Consider the following 20,937-nt stretch of genomic DNA (forward strand, 5'->3'; position numbering starts at 1 on the left):
GTCAGATACCTCCGAGGATGCCGGACGGGAGCGACATGCCGAGTGCCATGTCGAAGGCGATGTAGGCGAGCGAGCTCAGCGTGAAGCCCACGACGAGGCTCGCCACCGGCTTCGTCGAGCCGAAGCCGCGGGCCACGCACCAGAAGAGGAGGGCCGCTGCGATGACCCAGCCGAGCAGGTCGAGCGTCAGCGAGAACACCAGGAACGAGCCGACGACCCAGGCGAACGACTTCACGTCGACGCGCACCTTGCGAGGGGCATCTGCTGAGCCCGCCGCAGCGAGCGCCTCGTCGTCGGCCAGCGCACGAGCGAGAAGCTCCTCCTCGGTCATCGTCGACGAGGAGGCCGCGGTCGCGCGCAGCTCGCGGACGGCACCGACGGCGAGCAGAGCCGCGAAGAGGTACAGGCCGGCGGCGATGAGGCCGGGGAAGAACTGCGGCCCGGGGAAGTCGGCCCCCTCTGGCACCTTCATCGTGAAGATGCCGGAGAGGAGGTAGGTGGCGAAGGCTGCGATGACCAGCGGCATCGTCAGCCCCTTGAGGAGGGTGGCCGTCTTGCTTGGGCCTGCGGCGAAGGTCAGGTCTCCGCCGATGACCGCCGACGCGGCAGTCGGGTTCGCGTGGTGCGTCATTGTCCCATCTCCTCGTAGAGCGCCGTGATGCGCAGTTCCTCTTCAGCGAGGAACGTGTCGAGCTCGTCGCCCGTGATGAGGCGCTCGTTCCAGTGGTACCTCTCGATTGCTTCCTGCCACTCGGGTGTCTCCGTCGTCTGCACCACGAGTTCGGCGAGGGCGTCCGTCTGCTCCTCGCTCAAGCCGGAGGGCGCGTGGATCGAGCGCCAGTTCGTGAGCGAGATGTCGTAGCCCTGCTCGGCGGCAGTCGGGATATCGACGCCATCGATGGGCTCCTCCGCCACCACCGCGAGGGCCCGCAACCTGCCGGCTTCGATCTGGTCGATGTTGTCTGCGTAGCCTCCCGCCGCGGCCTTCGCCGTGCCGTTGAGGAGCGCCTGGATGGCCTCGCCACCGCCGTCAGACGAGATGTAGGTGGTGTCGACGGGCTCGATGCCTGCGCTCAGCGCGAGGTCGGTCACCACGAGCTGGTCGAACGAGCCACCGCCGGTCCACGGGATGGACTTCGGGTCGGCCTTCCATGCCGTGGCGAGATCCTCGAGGGTCTCGTACGGGGAGTCGGCTGGGACGACGATGACGTCGTACTCCTCGACCATCACCGCGAGCGGCGTGACGTCCTCGAGCTTCGCCGCGGAGTCGTATTGGATGGTGGCGGCCAGCAGGCCGGTTCCACCGACGAGGAGGTTGTTGGGTTCACCATCGAGCACGGAGACATTGCCAAGCGCGATCGTCCCTCCGGCCCCTGGCATGTTGACCACCTGCACGTTGTTGACGAGCCCCTCGGCTTTCTGCGCCTGCTGCAGTTCGCGGGCGACCGTGTCCCAGCCGCCACCGGCAGCTGCCGGGGCGATGATCGTCATGGACGCGTTGATGTCCTGACCCGCCGCGGCGGACGTGATCGACCCGAAGCTCGCGACGGCGATCGATGCGGCGGCCACGACTCCGCCGATGACGCGGCCGACGACGCGCCTGCCGCCGGGCTTGGCCTGCCGGCCCGGTTCGTCCGGCACCGCCGGGTCTTTCGTTGCTCGGATCATCATTGCTCCATTCGCGCGGACATCGTTGTCTCCGCAATATCGCCTTAGGATTGCACCGCGCTCGCACAAGAGGAGCTCCACGAGGAGTTGTGCTCATAAGTGCTCGTGAGCCCGGCGCGAAGAGGCGCCGCATGGGTCTGCGCGGGCGGAAGGTCCGAGCCAGAGGCCAGAAGCCAGAAACCGCAAGCCTGGGCGCGGGAAGTGAGGATGACGATGCCGTTCAAGCTCAGCCAGCGAGCCGTGCGCCTCGGGATGCTCGTGGTGCCGAGTCTCATCACGCTCGGTTCCGTCTCGATCACGGCCGCGATCGCCTTCTCGGCGCAGGAGAGGGAGCTTCGCGAGACCACCGCCGAGCGCGTGCATGAAGTCGCGTCGAGCCTCGCACAGCTGGACGAGGTACGTGGAGCGCTCGAAGCCGTCACGAGCGCGGGCACCACCTCAGCGCTCGCGGACGCGGACGACCTCGCCGGGGCCACCGATGCCCTGCAGCCGCTTGCCAGCCTCGTGGAGAACGCGACGGGCGTCTACTACGTCGTCATCACCGACGACGAGGGCGTGCGCATCACGCATCCGGACCCCACCGAGCGTGGGGTGCAGGTCTCGACGGCCAACGCCTCCGTCCTCGCCGGGGAGGCGTTCCACGGCACGGAGGAAGGTGCATCCGGCCCCTCGCTGCGCGCGAAGGTCCCCGTGGTCGGGCAAGACGACACCGTCCTCGGAATGGTCGCCGTCGGCGTCCTCGAGTCGAGCATCTCCGCGGACAGCGCCGAGGCCCTCGGGGAGCTCCTCCCCTGGACGATCGGCGCACTCGTCCTCGGCACGCTCGCCAGCTCGGCCCTCGCGTTCGCGGTCGAGCGCCGGTTCCGCAGACTCGACGCGCTCGCCGCCGAGCACGCGCAGATGCGGCGCACGACCACCGCCCTGCGCGAGCAGTCTCACGAGTTCAGCACCCGCATGCACGTGGTCCACGGCCTCGTCTCGAGAGGCGACACCCAGGACGCGCTCGAGTACATCGACGAGGTCGTGCCGGTTCGGACGGCAGGGGTCGGTGCTTCCGACAGCACCGATTCGAGTCGCCACCTCCCCCTCCTCGACGCCACGACGCAGGCGGTGCGGGCCGAACTGCACGAGCTGGGAGCGCGGGCGAGCTTCGACCTCGAGCTCGACGAGGACATCGACGACGGCGTCGTGACCGTCATCGCGAACCTCTGCAGGAACGCGGGCGAGGCAGGCGCATCCCAGGTCCTCTGCACGCTTCGCGAGAGCGGCAGCCGCATCATCGGGCTCGTCGACGACGACGGTCCCGGCCTGGACGCCGAAGCCAGCGGCCGTATCTTCGCCCCCGGGTTCTCATCCAAGGCCGATCCGAGCGGACTCGGACGGGGCATCGGCCTCGAGCTCGTCCGTCGGACGGTCACGTCGCGCCGCGGCACCATCGAGGTCGGGGCGTCACGACTCGGCGGGTCGCGCTTCGCCTTCGAGATCGAGCGGCTGCGGTGACCGGGACCATCGACGCCGGCCTTGCACCCAGGAGAGGAGCGGCATGAGCAGCAGAGCCAAGGAGAGCCCGCGGGCGGCCTCGAGCCCGATCCGAGTGCTCGTGGTCGACGACGATCGTGGGGCCAGGGCCCTGCATAGCGGGTTCATCACCGACATCCCCGGGTTCTCGCTCGCCGGTACCGCCAGCACTGGCGAATCCGCGCTCGCGCAGAGCATGAGCGGGGTCGACCTCATGCTCCTGGACATGCGGCTGCCCGACATCAGCGGAGTCGAAGTCCTGCACCGGCTCAGAACACTCGGCACGAAGGTGCCGGACGTGCTGGTGATCAGCTCGTCCCGCGACCAGACGACGGTGCGACAGGCCCTCGCGGCCCACGTCGTCGGCTACCTCATCAAGCCGTTCACGCAGGCCGCCCTGCAGGAGCGCCTCGACCTCTACAGCGCCGAGCGTCGAGCGAGTTCGGAGAGCGACCGCGAGCGACCCCTCGGCCAGGGCGAGATCGACCGGCTGCTGGCCACAGGCAGCATTCGTCAGCCCGCCGTGCCGCGCGGCCACTCGAGCGTGGCGCGAAACGGCGCCGCGCAGTCCGCGCAGCTCCCGAAAGGGCTGGCACAGGTCACGCTCGAGCGGGTCGTCGCCTCGCTCGACCCGGTGATCCCCGCCACGGTGCTCGAGGTCGCCGAGGCCTGCGACATCTCCCGTGCGACCGCGAGGCGCTACCTCGACCACCTCGTCGAGACGGGGGTGATCGACCTGGCGCACCGGTACGGCAAGCGCGGGCGGCCGCAGGTGCTCTACCGGTTGTCTCCCTCCCCCGAGCGCTGATCTCCCGGTCATGGTCAGCGCGGTGCGCGCTGGGTGATCCCTACGCGCAGCGCTTCTTCTGGATGTCCGAGACCAGGTCGCTCGTCGTTCCGACGACGCTGTAGTTGGCCCCGGGGTACTTCGAGGTCACGGCCCACGCAGTCTGAGGAACGCACGTCTGCGTGGCGAGCACCAGCGGATACCCGGTGCGCGCGGAGACGAGCAGGGCCACGGCGATGTCCGCGGAGCTCCCGGGGTTCGCGAGCGCGAAGCCCTTCGGACGGATGCTCCCGGCGTCGAAGTCGCCCAGGAGCGCCCCGTTGATGGCGAACGCGTCCGAGGAGTTGACCCGGGTCGTGTTCGAGACCTTGGCCTTCACCTCGTTGAAGACGGTCGCCGAGAGCGACGCCACCGGACCGATGACGCGGGCCGAGGTGACCTTGCCGGTTGCGAAGTAGGCCTTGAAGCTGGCGCTGGTCTGCGCCGGCCCGGTCAGGAGCACCGGCGCCTTGGCGAGGGTGGCCCTCCCGGAGGCGTTGGCGATCTCCGTCGCCTTGCCGCTGTTGGCGATGTACACGTTGGGATCGTTGGGGAAGAACCGCTTCGCCACCACCAGCGCGGTCTCCGACTTGTCGGCGGCGGTCACGACCTCGAGCCTCGGCGTGAGCTTCCCGAGCGCGGTCTTCTGCGCCTCCGAGATCGTGCCGATGACGAAGATCGCCGAGGGTTTCAGCCTCGTCACCTCGGCGGAGATGCTGGACGGGAGCGCGTCTGGCTTCGTGAGCAGCAGGTTGCCGTTGATCTTGGCGGCGACGGGGGCCGCGAGGAGTGCATCCACACCGCCCTCGCCGTTTGCGATGACCAGCTTGTTGCCGACCGTGTTGACCTTGCCGGAGGCCGTGACCGCGTTGGCGTAGGTGTCGGTGGAGCCCAGGCGGTCGACGACACCCGGTGCCGCCGTCGGGCTCGGCGGTGTCGTCGGCGTCGCGGTCGGTGTCGGCGTGGCGGTCGGCGCCCCGAACTGCGGGAGCTTCGTGCTCGAGGTGATCTCGCCCCACTTCGTGAGGGTCCATGGGATCTTGTTGATGAGGTCGACGCTGCCGTGCGCGTTGTGGACGATGCCTCCGGGGAGGTACGGGTTGGGCTTGCCCTGCGCGGTGTACGTGACGGGATGCTGCAGGTTGAGCGCCATGGTCCAGAAGTTCTGGTCGGTGATGATGCCGCCGTACTCCTGCAGGTTCTTGACGACGACCTTCTCGAAGCTGGAGAGACCGAGCGCGGCGATCTTCGCGTTCGTGGCCGCGTCGTTGGGGATCCAGAACCGCTGCCCCATCTTCGGGGCGTGCGCCTCGCTCAGCTTCCCGTCGGTCTGGTAGGCGGGCCACATGGCCGTGCCCGACCGCGTGGAGGGGAAGGTCCAGCTCGTGACGTGGTTGATGGAGCCCGCCGCGATCTCCTCAGCGCCTGCCATGAGGAACTCGTTCATGACGCCGCCGACGGAGCTCGTGCCCCGCTCCGCCTTGAGCCATTCGTTCTGGTCGAACCAGTTCGTCGACTTCGGGGAGTTGAGGGTGGTGAGGTAGCCGCCGCCCATCATCCAGGACCCGTCGCTCTGCTTCTCCGCGACGTAGTACCCGCGCACGATGCCGGTGGCGATATCGACGACGGTCATCGACTGGTCGCCGCCCGGAATCGGACCGCCGGGCAGGGCGTGCGCCGGGATGACGACCTTGCCGTAGTTCTTCGCGGTGGTCGCGAACGGAGTGATCTGGAACCCGTACGTGCCTCCGGTCGCCGAAGCGGTCGCCTTGCCCTCCATGACGGGGTGGATGTCAGGGTAGAGCGCGTAGCTCTGCATCTTCACCTTCACCCAGTTGGCGTCGGCTTTCGAGCTGTCGACCGTGTAGATGGGGATCGTGAAGTTCTCGCGGTTCGTGGAGGTCTTGAGTCGGCCCTTCCAGTAGTCGCTGAGGTACCGGTCGGGCAGCGTGTCGACCATCGCGGCCGTCTGGTCGGACAGCGACGAGACGGGCGCGCCCTGCGGTGTCGTCGTCGCGGAGCTGCCTTTGGCGACGTAGTTCGCTGGCGACATGACGTCTTGGCCCACGGTCCCGAAGTTCGCGGCCTGGGCTGGTCCGGTTCCGAGGAACGTCAGCAGTGAGGCCGCGAGCAGCGCGGCGAGAGAGAGGGAGAGCGCTTTCTTCATGAGTCACATCCGTGTTCATTGATCGAGCGGTGGCCCCCTTTCCTGATCGTAGGGTGAAATACGGGGTGAAATCACTCGTGCATGTGAAATCACGTGAATTGGCACGGATTCGCGGAGCGACTACCGTCGCTGGCATGCGCAGCCTTCCGGGACACCTCACCCTCGGCGGATGTTCCCTCCGCTACTCCGACAGCCTCGACGCGGCCGACGCCGATGCCGACGCCGACGCGGTTGTCCTGCTGCACGGGGCGGGCGCCGACCACACGATGTTCCGGCGCCAGGCGGATGCGCTTCGTCGGGCGGGCCTGCGCGTTGTGCTCCTCGACCTTCGCGGGCACGGGGCGTCGCGTCCGAACTCGACGGACCTCTCCCCCGAGCTGTTGGCGAGCGACGTCGAGCGGCTCATCGCACACCTCGGCCTCGGCAGGGTCTCGCTGCTCGGGCATTCGCTCGGCGGGAATCTTGCGCAGGAACTGGTTCGGCGCTCCCCGGAGCGGTTCCGGAACCTCGTGGTGCTGGATTCCACCTGGAACGCCGGCCCGCTCAGCTTCCATGAGCGCGCCGGTCTCCGCGCCGCGGCGCCCATCCTCCAGCTGGTCCCGGCGAGGAGCCTGCCGAAGCTCATGGCGGATGCCTCAGCCGTGACGGCGACGGCACGTGCCGAGCTGACGCGAACGTTCGCCGCGATGTCGAAGCGGGAGTTCCTGGCGGTGTGGCGCGCGACGACGCAGTTCGTGCGTCCGGCTCCCGGCTACCGCACGCCGGTGCCGACGCTGCTGGTTCGAGGCGCGAGCGACACCACGGGCAACATCTCGCGAGCCATGCCAGCCTGGGCGGCGGCGGACGGACTCACGGAGCTCGTCGTCGCCGGCGCCGGCCATGTCGTGACGCTGGATGCGCCGGACGAGGTCTCCTCGGCGCTCGTGGAGTTCCTCGGCAGCTGAGAGAGGCGGCAGCCGCTGCAACGCAATCGGCCGCGGTGACCCGCTTGTCGTCGAGGACAAGCGGGTCACCGCGGCCGAGACGCGCGATGCGCGCGCGATGCGGGTGGAGCGGAGGCTAGGCCGTGATGGCGCGTCCGCCCGGTCCGCGGTACTGCGCAGAGCCGTAGCCCACGATGAAGTACCCGATAAGCGACAGCAGCCAGAGCAGGAAGAAGCTGAACACTCCGCCCTTGCCGAACGCCTTGCCGATGCGCAGCGCGACGAAGATCGAGAACACGACGTTCACGATCGGGATGAGGTAGAGCAGCACCGTCGCGCCGTGGTACCCGGCGATCTTGACGAGGATGTAGACGTTGTAGATCGGGATGATGGCGCCCCAGCCCGGGTAGCCGGCCTTACGGAAGACGGGCCAGAGGGCGATGATGAGAAGGACCCAGCCGACGAAGCCGCTGGCGGTGCCGCCGGGCGAGAGCGCTTCCCACTGCCAGGAGTCCATCTGGGTGGAGTTTTCGAGCGTGAACATAGTGACGTCCTTGAGGTCCGTGAAGCTGGTGAGATCCCCTGGGCTTCGGGGAGCGGAGCAACGCTACCGCGAGCTGTCAACTTCCTGGGAGCCTTTCGTCGCTGGAAGGCACGAATTGCACGCTTCGAGGCCCGAGGTGCAGGCTCGGCCAGTCGTCGACGTCCCGCAGGAGCTGCCGATCGTGGCTCGAGAGCACAACCGCGGCCTGCGTTCCCGCGAGCGCATCGGTCAGCTCGTCGACCAGGGCCATCGAGAGGTGGTTCGTGGGCTCGTCCAAGAGCAGCACGTGCGGCTTCGCGGCGAGGACCAGCGCGAGGTCGAGTCTGCGCTGCTGCCCCATCGACAGCTCGCCGACCCGCTTGCCCGCCTCCCTCGCCCGCAGCAGGCCGAGCTGCGAGAGCCCCACCGTCTCGCTCGGCGCGACGGTGCCGGCGGCTTCGAGCTCGCCCAGCCGCAGCTCGTAGACCTCCGCCGCGCGCTGCTCGAGCGGGAGCGACGATTCCTGCGGGAGCACGCCGACGCGGGTGCCGGGCTGCACGCGCACGGAACCCGCATCCGGGGCGAGGGAGCCCGCCAGCACGCGCAGGAGCGTCGACTTCCCTGCACCATTCGGGCCGGTGACGGCCAGCCTGCCCCGATGGGAGAGCGCGAGGGACACGGGACCGTGGAGGCGCCCCGTGACGGCCACCCCGTCGACGCTCAGCAGCTCAGCTCCTGCCCGGGTGCGGAGCTCCGGGAACCGGAAGAGCCGCGGTGGTTCCGGCACCGTCACGGCGTGCGCCTCGAGGGCCTCCTGGCGACGGTGCACACTCTGCGCGAGGCCAGCTGCGCGGGTGGCTCGGCCGTGCTTGTTCGCGCCCTTGCCCGGTCGCCACCCCGTGACGAGACGGTTCTGCGCCGCGCTCAGGCTCTCCTGCAGGCGCGCCTGCTCTTGCTGCTGCCGCTCGTAGTCCTGCTCCCACCGCTCGCGCTCGGCGGCGCGCGCCTCCCGGTACCCGGCGAAGCCGTTGCCGGAGACGCGGGGCCGCTCGTCCGGCGTCGGGTCGAGGTCGACGATCGTCTCGGCCACGTCGGCGAGCAGCGCCCGGTCGTGGCTCACGACGACAACCGCCCCCGTGCGCGAGCGGAGCTGCTCGGTGAGGAAGTCGAGCCCCGCGCGATCGAGGTGGTTGGTCGGCTCGTCGAGCAGCAGAAAGTCGTCGTCTGCCCCGAGGAGACAGGCGAGGCGGACCCGGTAGCGCTGTCCCACGGAGAGCTCGCGGAGGAGGCGGTCTGGGTCGGTCTCGGCGTCGAGGGCCTCGAGCGCGATGACCACTCGCCGCTCCGCGTCCCACGCGTCGAGCACCTCCGCGGCCTCGAGGGCCGCGGCGTAGCGCTCTTTGGCTCTCGGACCGCCCTCCGCGAGTGCCGCTCCTGCGGCGTCGAGCTCGGCGAGGGTGGCGAGCGCCGTCGCGATGGAGTCTGCGATGGCCTGGCCGACGGTCCGAGCGTCGTCGGCGTGCATCTCCTGCTCGGCGAGACCGAGGGTGCCGATGCGCTGCACGGTGCCGCTGTCTGGCGGGAGGATGCCCGCGAGCACGTGCAGGAGCGACGACTTTCCGCGGCCGTTCTCGCCGACGATCGCGATGCGCGACGTGGCGGTGACCACGAGGTCGACGGAGGTGAGCACGGGCGTCGCGCCGCGCAGCAGCGAGACGTCAGTGAGGGTGAGCTGCGCGCGAAGGCGCGCTGGAACTGAGGTGGGGGTGGTGTGCACGATCAATCCTTCAGAGCGGCGCGCCGCGAACCGCCGAGGGCTCCCCGAGGACTCTCAGAGGGCTCGGCAAGGCGTCAGCGGCTGGGCGCGCGAAAACGGCGACCCGGAGTCGGGTCAGAGCAGGTGGCCACCGTGATGCTCGGGCGGTCTCGGTCTCAGAGACAAGCGTGTTTCAGAGACAAGCGTGTTTCAGAGACAGGCGTGTTTCAGAGACACGCGTCGACGAGACCGGCGTCAGCGAGCGCGGAAGGCCAGCTCAGCCGTTAGCAGAAGAGAAGAAGGAACACGCGTTCACGGTACCAGCGGGGCGTGACGTCGTCGAGCTCGGATGCGCGTCACGGCCAGGTCTGCGCCGAGCATGAGGCCGCCGCCGAGCGCGTACACGAGCAGGTCCCTCACCTCGAACCCGGAGCCGAGGACCAGCCGGGCCGGTGCGAACGCCTCGTTCGCGCGGGCTGGCAGCTCGGTCAGCTGCAGCAGCTCGACCGCGAACGACCAGGCGACCGCGAGCGCGAACGCGGTCGACGCTCTGGCGCGGGGCGCGAGCAGGACGACCCCGAGGTAGACGGCGACCGTGTACAGGCCGGCACCGACGATGTCCCCGAACTCCCCATCCGGAAGCGCGTAGTGCACTGCGAGGCCCAGCGCGACGGTCGCGGCGAGCAGGACCGCGGCCGCGACTCGGCGGCGCAGGGCATCCACGCGCGAGGTCCGCTCCTGCTGGGCTCCAGCCGCGCCGCTCACGCCGGACCGCCGCTCGTCTCGGTCAGGCGCTCGACGGCCTCGATCGCGGTAACCGCGCGGAGGCCGGAGACGACGGCGCCGTTGAGGGTCTGCTCGAGGCCCGTGTGCTCGCCCGCGAAGGCGACCCGGCCCGCTGGCACGTCGAACGCGTCGAGGTCGGCCGGAGTCCAGTCCAGCGAGGCCGCCGAGTAGGAGCCGCGCGTCCACGGGTCGTCGCTCCAGTCGGTGAGGAGCACGTCGCCGTCGATGACGAGCTCGGGCCGCAGCGCCTGCAGCTCGCTGACCCAGCGCCCCGGTCCCGCTTCCGTGTGCAGGGCGTCGAGGGTGGCCCTGCTCCCGGCGAAGCAGGACAGGGCGGGGATGCGGTGCTCGCCGTCGGCAGACAGGGAGCGCCAGGACCACCAGCTCAGGTCCGTGCTCTGCAGGGCGATGTCGTCGTCGACGGCGGCGAGGGGCACGCCGAGCTTCGCGGCGGTGCCCATGATGCGGTGCGAGAGGGCGGCATCCTGCCCCGGGGTGAGGGCGAAGCCGAGTCGCAGGCTGCGCAGGATGGGCAGCGGCACGGCGATCACGGCCGCGTCGGCGTGCAGCGTGCTTCCGTCAGCGAGGGTCACCTCGACCCCGCTGCTCGACTGGTCGATCGCCCGGGCCGGGTGCTCGAGCCGCACCGCGGCCCCGAGCCGGCGGGCCAGCTCGATGGCGAGCGACTGGTTGCCGCCCACGAAGCGCCCGCCGTCGTCGATGAACGGCTGGTCCGCATCCGGGTCGTAGAGGAACGCGGAGGCGGCGCTCACGAGGTTCGGGTCGTTCGCGAGGGAGGTGACCATGCGGCGGTAGACCGGGTGCTGCTGGTAGTCGGGGCCGAGCGCCTCACGGTGGGCGTCTTCGACCGAGACGCGCGTGAGTCCGTCGGCGAGCATCCCGCGGAGGGTCTCGGTGATCTGCTCGGTCGTCGCCTCGAGCTCGGCGAACGACACGTGCCGGCCGTCGACGGTGCGCCTCGCGTAGCGCACGTTGTGGCTCAGGATGGGCACCCCGAGCTCGGCGGAGAGCCGACGGATGGCGAACTCGGTCGGGAACACGTACTCGCCGCCGCGCTCGGTGATCGCGCCGTTGCCGAGCCGCAGCGACCACGTTCGGCCCCCGACTCGGGCCCTGGCCTCCAGCACGCTGACCTCGTGGCCGCGCTTCCGCAGCTCCCAGGCGGCGGTGAGGCCCGCGAGGCCCGCTCCGATGACGATGATGCGCATGGGTCTCCGCCGCCTTCCGTGGTGAGCGGCCAGACGGGCCGCGCACCTGATTCTCGCGCAGAAGCGGCCCGTCGCGGGCGGCTCAGTGCTGGAGCTGCACGAGTCTCCCGTCGACCAGCTGCACCGTGTCGTGCATCCGGGGCAGGTGGGTGAGGTCGTGCGTGACGAGCAGGGTCGCCGTGTCCAGCTCCTCGGTGAGGCGCAGGATGAGCTCGATGATCGCGGCCCCGCGCTCCTGGTCGAGCGCGCTGGTCGGCTCGTCGACGAGGAGCGCACTCGGGTCGTTCATGAGGGCCCTCGCGATGTTGACACGCTGCCGCTGGCCGCCGGAGAGCTGGTGCGGCCGCTTCGCGCCGTGCTCCGCGAGACCGACCGCGGCGAGCAGCTCGTCGGCGTGCGCCGCGGCGGCAGGCCTGCGGCGGCGGCTTCCGGGCTCACCGAGCTCGTTCATGACGAGCAGCTGCTCGCGCGCCGTGAGCGACGGGAGGAGGTTCGCCTGCTGGAAGACGATGCCGATGCTGGACCGACGCAGGGCCGCCGACTCCGTGCGGCTCATGCCGCTCGCGTCGACGCCGCCGATCGTCACGCCGCCGGAATCCGGGCGGATGAGGGTGGCCGCGACGGCGAGCAGGCTCGACTTGCCCGAGCCGCTCGGCCCCGTGATGCCGGTCACGGTCCCCCGGTCGGCGGTGAGGCTGACGCCGTCGAGCGCGGTCAGGCGCCCTCCCCCGTCGGGGAAGGTGAGGGTGATGTTGTCCAGTGCGATCATCGGTTGCTCCCGAGTGCGGTGAGGGGGTCGGCTGTGGTCACGGAGCGCAGCGCGAACGCGGCCCCGGCGAGCCCGAGGGCGATCATGATGGCTCCCGGGAGGAGGGTGGTGAGGGGGCTCAGCAGGAACGGCAGGGCCTGGCCCGCGAGGGCGCCGAGGATGGCGACGAGCCCCACCCCCACGCCGATTCCGGCGACGAGCACCAGGAGGGCCTGGCCGAGGGCATCCCGTGCGAGCGATCGTGTGCTCGCCCCGAGCGCCTTGAGCACGGCGATGTCGCCCTGCCGCTGCATGGTCCACACCGTGAAGAACGCGCCGATCACGAGCCCGGAGATGCCGAACAGCATCGCGACCATGAGCAGTAGCGAGCCGACCTCGGAGCGGAACGCGGCGAGCGCGCCGAGGGCACCGAGCAGGGACTCGGAGACGGTGCCGGTCTCGGCATCCGCCGCGGCCCAGTCCGGGTCTCCCGAGACGGCGAGCACGGTGGCGTAGGCGCCGGGAGCGCCCGTCTGCTCGGCGAGCGCCTGCCAGTCGGCGAGGGTGATCTGCACGACCGGCGTGTGGCTGTACCAGGCCTCCGGTCCGACCGAGGCCACCTCGAAGGCGGCGCCGCTGATGGTGACGTCGTCGCCGACCGTGGCGTCGAGGTCCTCGGCCGCGGCACCAGAGAGAGTGATCTCGCCTGCCGCCGCTGGCGAGGTATCCGCGAACCCGGCCGGGACCCCGAAGACGGCGACGGCGGCCCCCGTCTCGGCGGTCTCAGCCCGGAGCTGGCTGATGCCGAGCGGGTCGACGCTGCTCACACCCGGGAACGAGGCGAGCGTGTCCGCCTGCTCACGGGACGGCGACGAGGTGGAGAAGCTCGGTGCGTCGTCACCCGCCGGGACGGTGAAGACGAGGCGGTCGGCGGGCAGCGCCAGGACTCCCGAGATGTTCTGGGTGGCGAGGCCGCCCGTGAGCCCACTGAGGAACCCGACGAGCACGGTGATGAGCGCGACGACGGCGCCGATCAGCACGAATCGGCCTCTCGCGAAGCGGAGGTCGCGGAGCGCGACGAACATGGTGGTCCTTTCCTGCCGCCAGTTCCGGCGGCTCAGGCAACCCTCCCGCCGAGCACCCCCTCCCGGCATCGCCCGTCGGCACACTCCTCGCGCACCGCACGGTGGAGTCGCCGCTCCACCTTTCGAAGGATGACCGCGACGCGAGCCGTGTCTAGGCTGAGCCGCATGCCGACCACTGCGCTCACTCCCGTCTTCGTGGGACTGCGCACGGGGCTCCACGCCCTCTCCTTCGGTCTCCTGGCGCTGGTCGCCGTGCGCGCTGTGCTCGCCCCCGAGCAGAGCACGGTGCTCGTGCTGGCCGCGACGCTGCTCTTCGGCGCGACGTACGCGCTCGGGGCGATCGCAGCATCCAGGCGCACGCGGCCGAGCGCCGCCCTGCCCAGGCAGCGACTCCTCTGGCTACTCGCCCTGACGCTCGAGTGGATGCTGCTGCTCTGGCTCTCCCGCGAGGCGGCGTACCTCGTCTTCCCGCTCTTCTTCGTGTACCTGCACCTGCTCGGCCGACGGGCTGGGATGCTGGCGGTCGCCGCGACGACCGCCATCGCCGTCATCGGCCTCGGGCTCCACGAGGGCTGGTCGGTCGCCGGCGTCATCGGCCCCTGCATCGGCGCGGGCGTCGCGGTACTCATTGGGATCGGCTACGAGGCGCTCGCGAAGGAGGCGAGGGAGCGGGAGCAGCTCATGCGGGAGCTGTTGGCGACGCAGGAGCACCTCGTCGCGACGGAGCGGGAGGCTGGCACCCTCACGGAGCGCTCCCGCCTCGCCCGCGAGATCCACGACACGGTCGCGCAGGGCCTCGCGAGCATCCAGATGCTGCTGCACGCCGCCGAGCGCGCCGACCCCGACGGCGCCGGGGTCGGGCACATCCGCCTGGCGAGGGAGACGGCCGCCGACAACCTGGCCGAGACGCGACGCTTCATCCGCGAGCTGGCGCCGCCGGACCTCGACGGCATGGACCTCGAGCAGGCGCTGCGGCGGCTCGCGGACGCGACATCGGCCGCGCACGGTATCCGCGTCGAGGTGCACAGCAGCGCCGACTCCCTGCCCATGCCCGTGCAGACTGCCCTGCTGCGCATCGCGCAGGGCGCCATCGCCAACGTCGTGCAGCACGCTGGCGCGAGCCGCGCGACCATCACGCTCGACGAGTCGGCGGCCGGGCTCGTCTTCGCCGTCGCCGATGACGGCCGGGGCTTCGACGCCAGCACCCACGAGCAGGCTGGCGGCGCGAACTCGGACTCGTTCGGGCTCGTCGCCACCCGTGAGCGAGTGCAGCAGCTCGGCGGCTCCCTCGACGTCACCTCCAGCGTCGGCCAGGGCACCACCCTGACCGTCACGCTCCCAACGCTCCCCAGGGAAGGCACCGCATGATCCGCGTCGTGATCGCCGACGACCACCCCGTCGTCCGAGCGGGCCTCCGTGCCCTCCTCGGCCTCGAGCCCGACATCGAGGTCGCGGCGGAGGCGTCCACCGCCGAGGAGGCCGTGCAGGCGGCGGCCACCGAGCGGCCCGACCTCGTGCTCATGGACCTCCAGTTCGGTGCGCGCGAGAACGAGAGCGGCGCATCCGCGACCCGCCGCATCCGCAGCCTCCCCGACCCGCCGCACGTGCTCGTCGTCACGAACTACGACTCAGAGGGCGACATCCTCGGAGCCGTCGAAGCTGGCGCCAGCGGCTACCTGCTGAAGGATGCGCCGCCCCACGAGCTGCTCGCGGCAGTCCGGGCCGCGGCGAGCGGTGCGAGCGCGCTCGCGCCGCCCATCGCCTCCCGCCTCATGGACCGGCTCCGCACGCCCCAGCAGAGCCTCTCGCCGCGGGAGATCGAAGTGCTCGAGCTCGTCGCATCCGGACTCTCGAACACGGACGTCGCCGCGGCGCTCTTCGTCACGGAGACGACCGTGAAGTCGCACCTCGCGCACGTCTTCACGAAGCTCGGCGCAACGTCCCGCACCGCGGCGGTCTCCGAGGCGAGAGCACGCGGCATCCTCCGGTAGCCTGCTCGTTCCCCGTCGAAGCCGCGCCTCCCGGCAGCAGGCCGAGACCCGTTCCAGGGAAGGCGTTTGCATGGCAGTCCTCACACCGCGGCGACGGCGTTCGGCTAACCCCGCGCAAGGCCCATCCCCCGCGGGGCGTCCGTCGAGGCCTCCCGCCGCCGGCGATCGAGCCGCGCGATGATCACAGGCGCACTGCAGAAGCTCGGCTGGTGGGCGCTCGACTACGTCTACGCCCTCGAGCGGCAGGTCCGTGCCGCCTTCAGCCGCGCCGAGGCCAGCTCGTACCTCAGCGGCGACGGTGCCCCGGTCGTCATCATCCCCGGCGTCTACGAACCCTGGCGGTTCATGCTGCCGCTCATCGAGGCCATCCACGAGAACGGCCACCCCGTGCACGTGCTCGAGCCGCTCGGCTTCAACCACCGGCCGGTCCCGGACGCGGCCGAGCACGTCGCCGCGTACCTGCGGGCCCACGACCTCACGGACGTGCTCCTCGTGACGCACAGCAAGGGCGGGCTCGTCGGCAAGTTCGCCATGTCGTTCGGCGACAGCGCCGAGCGGATCGCGGGGATGCTCGCTATCGCAACGCCGTTCGCGGGCTCCCGCTACGCCCGCGCGATGGCCGTCTCGAGCCTGCGCATCTTCTCCCCCAGCGACGCAACCATCCTCGCGCTGGCCCGCGAGAGCGAAGCGAACGCCCGCATCGTCTCCGTGTTCGGCCGCTTCGACCCGCACATCCCCGACGGCAGCGTGCTCGAGCTCGCACGCAACATCGAGCTGCCGACGGGCGGCCACTTCCGCATCCTCACCCACCCCGGCATCCTGCGGGGCTTCGCGGTGCTGAAGGAGCTGACCGGGGCCTGAGCCGGCGAAGCTGAGGCGCACCCGGCCTGGCGGCGACCGGTCACGGCCCAGGACTCGCGACACAGGAATCGCGACCCGGGACTCACTGCCTGGGATCACGCCCCAGAGTTCGCGCCCCGGGCTTCAGCTCAGTGGTGTTCGCCGCGCAGCAGCTGCACGGGGTCGATGCCCTGCCGGCGCAGGCGGCGGTTGGTGAAGGCGCACGCGATCGCGATGACGGCCGTCATGGCGAGCGTCGCGAGCAGCTGCTCCCGTGAGCCCTCGTTGAGCATCGTCAGGACGACGATCACGACGAGGATGACGCCGGCGAGGATGCTCAGCCACGGGAACCCGGGCATGCGGGCCGTGAGGGTCTCGCCGCGCGCATCCGCCCGCCGCCGCAGCACGAACTGCGACGCCGTGACCGTCGCCCACAGCACGATGAGCGTCGAACCGACGATGTTGAGGAGCGTCGGGAGCACGGCGTCTGGGGCGAGGAAGTTGAAGATCACCGTGAGGAAGCCGACACCGACCGAGACGAGCACCGCGATGGTGGGAGTGCCGTTCTTCGCGAGGCGCTGCATGCCGCGGGGCGCGAAGCGGCGTTCGGAGAGCGAGTAGACCATGCGGGAGGCGCCGTAGAGGTTGGCGTTGAGCGCCGAGAGGAGGGCGATGACGATGATGGCCGACATGATGAGGTCGACGCCCGGGATGTTCGTGAGGGCGAGCACCGCGGCGAAGGGCCCCGCGACGACGGCTGGGTCCGTCCAGGAGAGTGCGGCGACGATGACGAACACGGAGCCGATGTAGAAGAGCAGGATGCGCCACAGCACGCTGCGCACGGCGCGGCGGATGCTCGTGGCCGGGTCGCGCGTCTCGGCGGCGGCGATCGCGGTGAGCTCGGTGCCGCCGAAGCTGAACATGACGATGAGCAGGGCCGCGGAGATGCCGAGGATGCCGGTTGGCGCGAAGCCGTCGCCGGCGACGAGGTTCGAGAGGCCCGGGGACGGGACGTCGGGGATGAGGCCGAAGAGGAGGGCGGCGCCCAGCACGAGGAAGCCGATGATGGCGGCGACCTTGAGCACCGCGAACCAGAACTCGAAGGAGCCGTAGCGGCGCACGCCGAGGAGGTTGATGAGCGTGAACGCGACCATGAAGGCGAGCGCCCACACGCCCTGCGGGATGCCGGGCGTCCAGGCTGCGACGATCGCGGCCGCGCCCGTCGCCTCGGCGGCGATGACGATGACCAGCTGCATCCAGTAGAACCAGCCGAGCGTCGCGCCGGCCGTGGCACCGAAGGCCTTTGCCGCGTACACGGAGAAGGCGCCGCTCTGCGGGTCGGCGGCGGCCATCTCGGCGAGCATGAACAGCACGAGGATGACGAGCAGGCCCGCGACCGCGTAGGAGACGAGCACGGCGGGGCCCGCGACGGCGATCGCCTGCCCCGAGCCGACGAAGAGGCCGGCGCCGATCGCGCCGCCGAGGCCCATCATCGCGAGCTGGCGCGGCGAGAGGGAGCGCTGCAGGTGGTGGGCGGAGCTCGCCTGCCCTGCGACCGCTTGCGGTTCTCGCGCAGCCTCGTGCTGGTTGCTGTTCTCGGATGCGCTGGCGGAAGTCACAAGCCGGAAGTCTCTCACGAATGGCGGCCCCGGCACGGCACCCCTGGCTTCCCCCGTGCTGGCAGGTATCGTCCGCGTATCGAAACCCGCATACGCCGCCGCAACACGTCCCCCGAGAGGCTGTCGCCATGAGCTACAGCCGAGCAGACCAGACCCTGGAACTCCCGACGACCGGGGCGTTCGCCACCGCCCAGCAGGCGCCGAGGACTCGTCGACCGTCGCGGGCGCCGCGCTTCCTCGTGGCCGTGCTCTTCCTCGCGTACCTGGTGCTGCTGACGTGGCTCATCGTGTGGAAGCTCGAGGTGCCGTTCGTCGGGTGGGGCGAGACGAGGCAGCTGAAGCTCATCCCGTTCATCGCGAGCGAGGGGTACGCGGCGAGCAAGCCGCTGGAGGTGCTCGCGAACGTCGCCGTCTTCGTGCCGTTCGGCCTCTGCACCGGGTACCTGTGGCGCGTCCTGCCTGGCCCGAAGACGTTCTTCGCGGCCGGCTTCACGAGCCTCGCGATGGAGACGACGCAGTTCGCGCTCGCCGTCGGCAGCTTCGACACGAGCGACATCGTCGCGAACACCGTGGGCGCGCTGCTCGGCGCGGCCGTCGTCGCCCCGAGCGTGCGTCGCGCGGCGTTCAGCTAGCGCGGGCACCCGGCTGGGAGCCGAGCGCAGGACGGGTCGCGGCCCGCGTGGCCGGCGGCAGCTGGACGGTCACGCGCAGCCCGCCCCCGTCCCGGGCAGCGAGGCGCATCGTTCCACCGTGGGCCTTGACGACGCTCTTCACGATCGCGAGGCCGAGCCCCACCCCGGCGTGGTCGCTGCGGGCGCGCTGCTCGCCGCGCTGGAACGGCTCCGTGAGGGTCGCCAGCAGCTCGGGGCCGACCATGCTTCCCGTGTTCTCGACGACGAGGGTCGCCGCATCCGGTGCCGACGCCGTCGTCAGGCGCACCGTGCCGCCCTCGGGGAGGTTGTGGACGATCGCGTTGTGCAGCAGGTTCGTCGTGAGGAGGGAGATGAGGGCGGGCGAGCCGATCGTGTCCGCGGCCTCCCCCTCCGTCTCGATGGCGACGCCGCGCTTCTCGGCGAGCGGCAGCAGCGTCTCGGCCGCCTCCTCGGCGACGAGCGACAGGTCGACGCGTTCGGTCGCGAAGGTGCCGTGCTCGGTGCGGCTCAGCACGAGCAGCGCCTCGGTCAGCTCGATCGCGCGCGCGTTGACCGAGTGCAGGCGCCCGAGCACCTCGTCGTGGTCGTGCCCCGGGTCCCGGCGGGCGACGTCGAGGAGCGTCTGCGAGATCGCGAGGGGCGTGCGCAGCTCGTGCGAGGCGTTCGCCGCGAAGCGCTGCTGCTGCGCGACGTGCGCCTCGAGCTGCGCGAGCATGGCGTCGAAGCTGTCCGCCAGCTCGGTGAACTCGTCGCTCCGGCCGTCGAGGCGGATGCGGTGTGACAGCGACCCGGCCGCCGCGGCCCGCGTGGCGTTCGTGATGCGGGTGAGCGGGGCGAGCATCCGCCCCGCCAGGAACCAGCCGCCGACCAGCGCGAAGACGAGCAGGAACAGCAGCGCCCAGGCCGCGGCCGGCACGAACGCGCGGACGAGGTCGGTGCGGCCGGGGAAGAAGGTCCACTCGCTGGCCATCGCCTCAGCCGGAACGTAGCGGAGGAGGAAGGCGTAGACGACGGCGAGCAGCAGGGCGCCCGCGATCATGAGGAAGGCCGCGTAGCTCAGCGCGAGCTTCAGGCGGACGCTGAGGCCGCGCTGCCTCGTCACCGGAGTTCGTTCTCGTCGAGCACCGATGCGGCCTCGGCGTCGATGCGGTAGCCGACGCCCGGCACGGTCACGATGAGCCACGGCTCGCCGAGACGCTTGCGGAGCGCGGAGACCGTGATGCGCACGGCGTTCGTGAAGGGGTCCGCGTTCTCGTCCCACGCCTTCTCGAGCAGCTCCTCAGCGCTGATCACTCCCCCGCCGGCGCTCATGAGCACTTCGAGCACCGCGAACTGCTTGCGGGTGAGGGCGACGTAGCGCCCGTCGCGATACACCTCGCGGCGGAACGGGTCGAGCTTGAGGCCGGCGATCTCGTGGATGGGCGGGCGGCTGTGCGCGCGGCGGCGGTTGAGGGCGCGCAGCCGGAGCACGAGCTCCTGCAGCTCGAACGGCTTCGTGAGGTAGTCGTCGGCGCCGAGCTCGAAGCCCGACGCCTTGTCGTCGAGGCGGTCGGCGGCCGTGAGCATGAGGATGAGCACCCCGCTCTTGGAGGCGACGATGCGTCTCGCGACCTCGTCGCCGGACGGGCCGGGGATGTCGCGGTCGAGCACGGCGACGTCGTAGTCGTTGACGCTCAGCAGCTCCAGCGCCGCGTGCCCATCGCCGGCGATGTCGGCGGCGATCGCCTCGAGCCGCAGCCCGTCACGGATCGCCTCCGCCATGTAGGGCTCGTCCTCTACCAACAGCACACGCATGTGCCGATGATACGAGCCGCGGCATATCGCCCGCGTATGGGAAACCCGCAACGCCACGGCAACGTGCGCTCGCCTGAACTTGTGCCATGACGCTCACCAGCTCGCCCCGCCACCAGCGCACCGTCACCGACCCACCCGCGAAGAAGCGGAGCGTGCGCCTCCTCGTCGGCGGCGCATCCCTCGTCGCGCTCGCCGGTCTCGGCGTCGCGCTCTTCTCGGCGCAGCTCGGGCAGACAGCCGCGTCGCACCGTGAGGCCCCGGCGCCGGATGCGGCGCTCGCCGCCCCCTCCACGGCCGGGTCGGCCGGGTCGGGCGGCGAGTCAGCAGTCGAAACCAGCTCGGGGGATGCCGGCGCGGAGAACCCAGACGGGCGGCTCCAGTTCGGCACGACGGCGTTCGAGACCGAGTACGCCGGCATCGCCAACCTCTCCCCCGTGCTCCTCGACTCGCTGCAGGAGGCGACGAGCGACGCCGAGCTGGACGGCGTGTACGTCATGGTCAACAGCGGGTGGCGGTCGGCGGAGCTGCAGCGGCAGCTGCTGCGGGATGCGGTCGCCGAGTACGGCTCCGCGGAGGAGGCGTCTCGCTGGGTTGCCTCCCCGGAGACCTCCCTGCACGTCTCGGGCGACGCCGTCGACGTGGAAGGCGGAGGTGCATCCGACTGGCTCGCCACCAATGGGTCGCGGTACGGCCTCTGCCAGACCTACGTCAACGAGCCGTGGCACTTCGAGTTCCAAGCCTCAGCCCCCGCCAACGGATGCGCCGAGCAGTACCCAGACCCGACGTACGACCCGCGGCTGCGGAGCTAGGG

General features: G+C 70.8%; 20 protein-coding genes. 8 read left to right on the forward strand and 12 right to left on the reverse strand.

Features of this window, described 5'->3' with window-relative positions; translation table 11 throughout:
• Position 1 precedes the first annotated feature (1 nt).
• Both C5E07_RS11800 and C5E07_RS11805 read right to left on the reverse strand, forming a co-directional pair.
• Positions 2–631, reverse strand: coding sequence for a tripartite tricarboxylate transporter TctB family protein (locus C5E07_RS11800; protein WP_104299571.1), 630 nt, complete (start codon positions 629–631; stop codon positions 2–4).
• Positions 628–1,668 carry a tripartite tricarboxylate transporter substrate binding protein gene (locus C5E07_RS11805; RefSeq protein ID WP_181057970.1) on the reverse strand — a complete coding sequence of 347 codons (1,041 nt, stop codon included), beginning with the start codon at positions 1,666–1,668 and terminating at the stop codon, positions 628–630. The genes C5E07_RS11800 and C5E07_RS11805 overlap by 4 nt, the downstream gene beginning before the upstream one ends.
• Positions 1,669–1,881: 213 nt before the next feature.
• On the opposite strand from C5E07_RS11805, the gene C5E07_RS11810 reads away from it, so the two are divergent.
• Both C5E07_RS11810 and C5E07_RS11815 read left to right on the forward strand, forming a co-directional pair.
• Positions 1,882–3,168 carry an ATP-binding protein gene (locus tag C5E07_RS11810; RefSeq protein WP_104299597.1) on the forward strand — a complete coding sequence of 429 codons (1,287 nt, stop codon included), beginning with the start codon at positions 1,882–1,884 and terminating at the stop codon, positions 3,166–3,168.
• Positions 3,169–3,211: 43 nt separating this feature from the next.
• A complete protein-coding gene (locus C5E07_RS11815; RefSeq protein ID WP_104299573.1) occupies positions 3,212–3,994 on the forward strand; it encodes a response regulator in 783 nt (260 codons plus the stop codon).
• A 40-nt stretch (positions 3,995–4,034) separates the two neighbouring features.
• Here C5E07_RS11815 and C5E07_RS11820 read toward each other — a convergent pair whose 3' ends face one another.
• Positions 4,035–6,179, reverse strand: coding sequence for a cell wall-binding repeat-containing protein (locus C5E07_RS11820; RefSeq protein ID WP_104299574.1), 2,145 nt, complete (start codon positions 6,177–6,179; stop codon positions 4,035–4,037).
• A gap of 134 nt (positions 6,180–6,313) precedes the next feature.
• Between C5E07_RS11820 and C5E07_RS11825 the strand changes: the two genes are divergently transcribed.
• Complete coding sequence (locus tag C5E07_RS11825; RefSeq protein ID WP_104299575.1) at positions 6,314–7,123, forward strand: alpha/beta fold hydrolase; 810 nt, start codon at positions 6,314–6,316, stop codon at positions 7,121–7,123.
• 115 nt (positions 7,124–7,238) lie between these two features.
• Here the strand turns inward: C5E07_RS11825 and C5E07_RS11830 are convergent, their stop codons facing one another.
• The 6 genes from C5E07_RS11830 to C5E07_RS11855 form a co-directional block, all read right to left on the reverse strand.
• Positions 7,239–7,646, reverse strand: coding sequence for a DUF5684 domain-containing protein (locus C5E07_RS11830; protein WP_104299576.1), 408 nt, complete (start codon positions 7,644–7,646; stop codon positions 7,239–7,241).
• A gap of 76 nt (positions 7,647–7,722) precedes the next feature.
• Complete coding sequence (locus C5E07_RS11835) at positions 7,723–9,408, reverse strand: ABC-F family ATP-binding cassette domain-containing protein (protein WP_104299577.1); 1,686 nt, start codon at positions 9,406–9,408, stop codon at positions 7,723–7,725.
• A 285-nt stretch (positions 9,409–9,693) separates the two neighbouring features.
• Positions 9,694–10,146 carry a DUF2809 domain-containing protein gene (locus C5E07_RS11840; RefSeq protein ID WP_219820077.1) on the reverse strand — a complete coding sequence of 151 codons (453 nt, stop codon included), beginning with the start codon at positions 10,144–10,146 and terminating at the stop codon, positions 9,694–9,696.
• The gene (locus tag C5E07_RS11845; protein WP_104299578.1) at positions 10,143–11,396 is read right to left on the reverse strand and encodes an NAD(P)/FAD-dependent oxidoreductase; all 1,254 of its coding nucleotides are present in this window, start codon (positions 11,394–11,396) and stop codon (positions 10,143–10,145) included. Before C5E07_RS11845 ends, C5E07_RS11840 begins: the two co-directional genes overlap by 4 nt.
• Before the next feature lie 82 nt (positions 11,397–11,478).
• A complete protein-coding gene (locus tag C5E07_RS11850) occupies positions 11,479–12,165 on the reverse strand; it encodes an ABC transporter ATP-binding protein (protein WP_104299579.1) in 687 nt (228 codons plus the stop codon).
• On the reverse strand, positions 12,162–13,229 hold the full coding sequence (locus C5E07_RS11855; protein WP_104299580.1) for an ABC transporter permease: 1,068 nt from the start codon (positions 13,227–13,229) through the stop codon (positions 12,162–12,164). The genes C5E07_RS11850 and C5E07_RS11855 overlap by 4 nt, the downstream gene beginning before the upstream one ends.
• 165 nt (positions 13,230–13,394) lie before the next feature.
• On the opposite strand from C5E07_RS11855, the gene C5E07_RS11860 reads away from it, so the two are divergent.
• The 3 genes from C5E07_RS11860 to C5E07_RS11870 all read left to right on the forward strand — a co-directional run bounded on the left by C5E07_RS11860 (position 13,395) and on the right by C5E07_RS11870 (position 16,081).
• On the forward strand, positions 13,395–14,597 hold the full coding sequence (locus C5E07_RS11860; RefSeq protein WP_104299581.1) for a sensor histidine kinase: 1,203 nt from the start codon (positions 13,395–13,397) through the stop codon (positions 14,595–14,597).
• Positions 14,594–15,220 (forward strand): response regulator transcription factor, encoded by a 627-nt coding sequence (locus C5E07_RS11865; RefSeq protein WP_104240942.1) that lies wholly within the window; start codon positions 14,594–14,596, stop codon positions 15,218–15,220. Before C5E07_RS11860 ends, C5E07_RS11865 begins: the two co-directional genes overlap by 4 nt.
• 177 nt (positions 15,221–15,397) lie before the next feature.
• Positions 15,398–16,081, forward strand: coding sequence for a triacylglycerol lipase (locus C5E07_RS11870; protein WP_104299582.1), 684 nt, complete (start codon positions 15,398–15,400; stop codon positions 16,079–16,081).
• Between the two features lie 128 nt (positions 16,082–16,209).
• Here C5E07_RS11870 and C5E07_RS11875 read toward each other — a convergent pair whose 3' ends face one another.
• Complete coding sequence (locus tag C5E07_RS11875) at positions 16,210–17,679, reverse strand: amino acid permease (RefSeq protein WP_258063918.1); 1,470 nt, start codon at positions 17,677–17,679, stop codon at positions 16,210–16,212.
• A 128-nt stretch (positions 17,680–17,807) separates the two neighbouring features.
• Between C5E07_RS11875 and C5E07_RS11880 the strand changes: the two genes are divergently transcribed.
• Positions 17,808–18,311 carry a VanZ family protein gene (locus C5E07_RS11880; RefSeq protein ID WP_181057972.1) on the forward strand — a complete coding sequence of 168 codons (504 nt, stop codon included), beginning with the start codon at positions 17,808–17,810 and terminating at the stop codon, positions 18,309–18,311.
• Here the strand turns inward: C5E07_RS11880 and C5E07_RS11885 are convergent.
• Together C5E07_RS11885 and C5E07_RS11890 are read right to left on the reverse strand one after the other, a co-directional pair.
• A complete protein-coding gene (locus tag C5E07_RS11885) occupies positions 18,304–19,434 on the reverse strand; it encodes a HAMP domain-containing sensor histidine kinase (RefSeq protein ID WP_219820078.1) in 1,131 nt (376 codons plus the stop codon). The two genes, C5E07_RS11880 and C5E07_RS11885, sit on opposite strands and share 8 nt — an antisense overlap.
• Complete coding sequence (locus C5E07_RS11890; protein ID WP_104240938.1) at positions 19,431–20,126, reverse strand: response regulator transcription factor; 696 nt, start codon at positions 20,124–20,126, stop codon at positions 19,431–19,433. The genes C5E07_RS11885 and C5E07_RS11890 overlap by 4 nt, the downstream gene beginning before the upstream one ends.
• Before the next feature lie 86 nt (positions 20,127–20,212).
• On the opposite strand from C5E07_RS11890, the gene C5E07_RS11895 reads away from it, so the two are divergent.
• Complete coding sequence (locus C5E07_RS11895) at positions 20,213–20,935, forward strand: M15 family metallopeptidase (protein WP_104299585.1); 723 nt, start codon at positions 20,213–20,215, stop codon at positions 20,933–20,935.
• Positions 20,936–20,937: the final 2 nt, after the last annotated feature.

Origin of the sequence: Pseudoclavibacter sp. RFBJ3, assembly GCF_002931375.1 — a bacterium.
Lineage (GTDB): Bacteria > Actinomycetota > Actinomycetes > Actinomycetales > Microbacteriaceae > Pseudoclavibacter.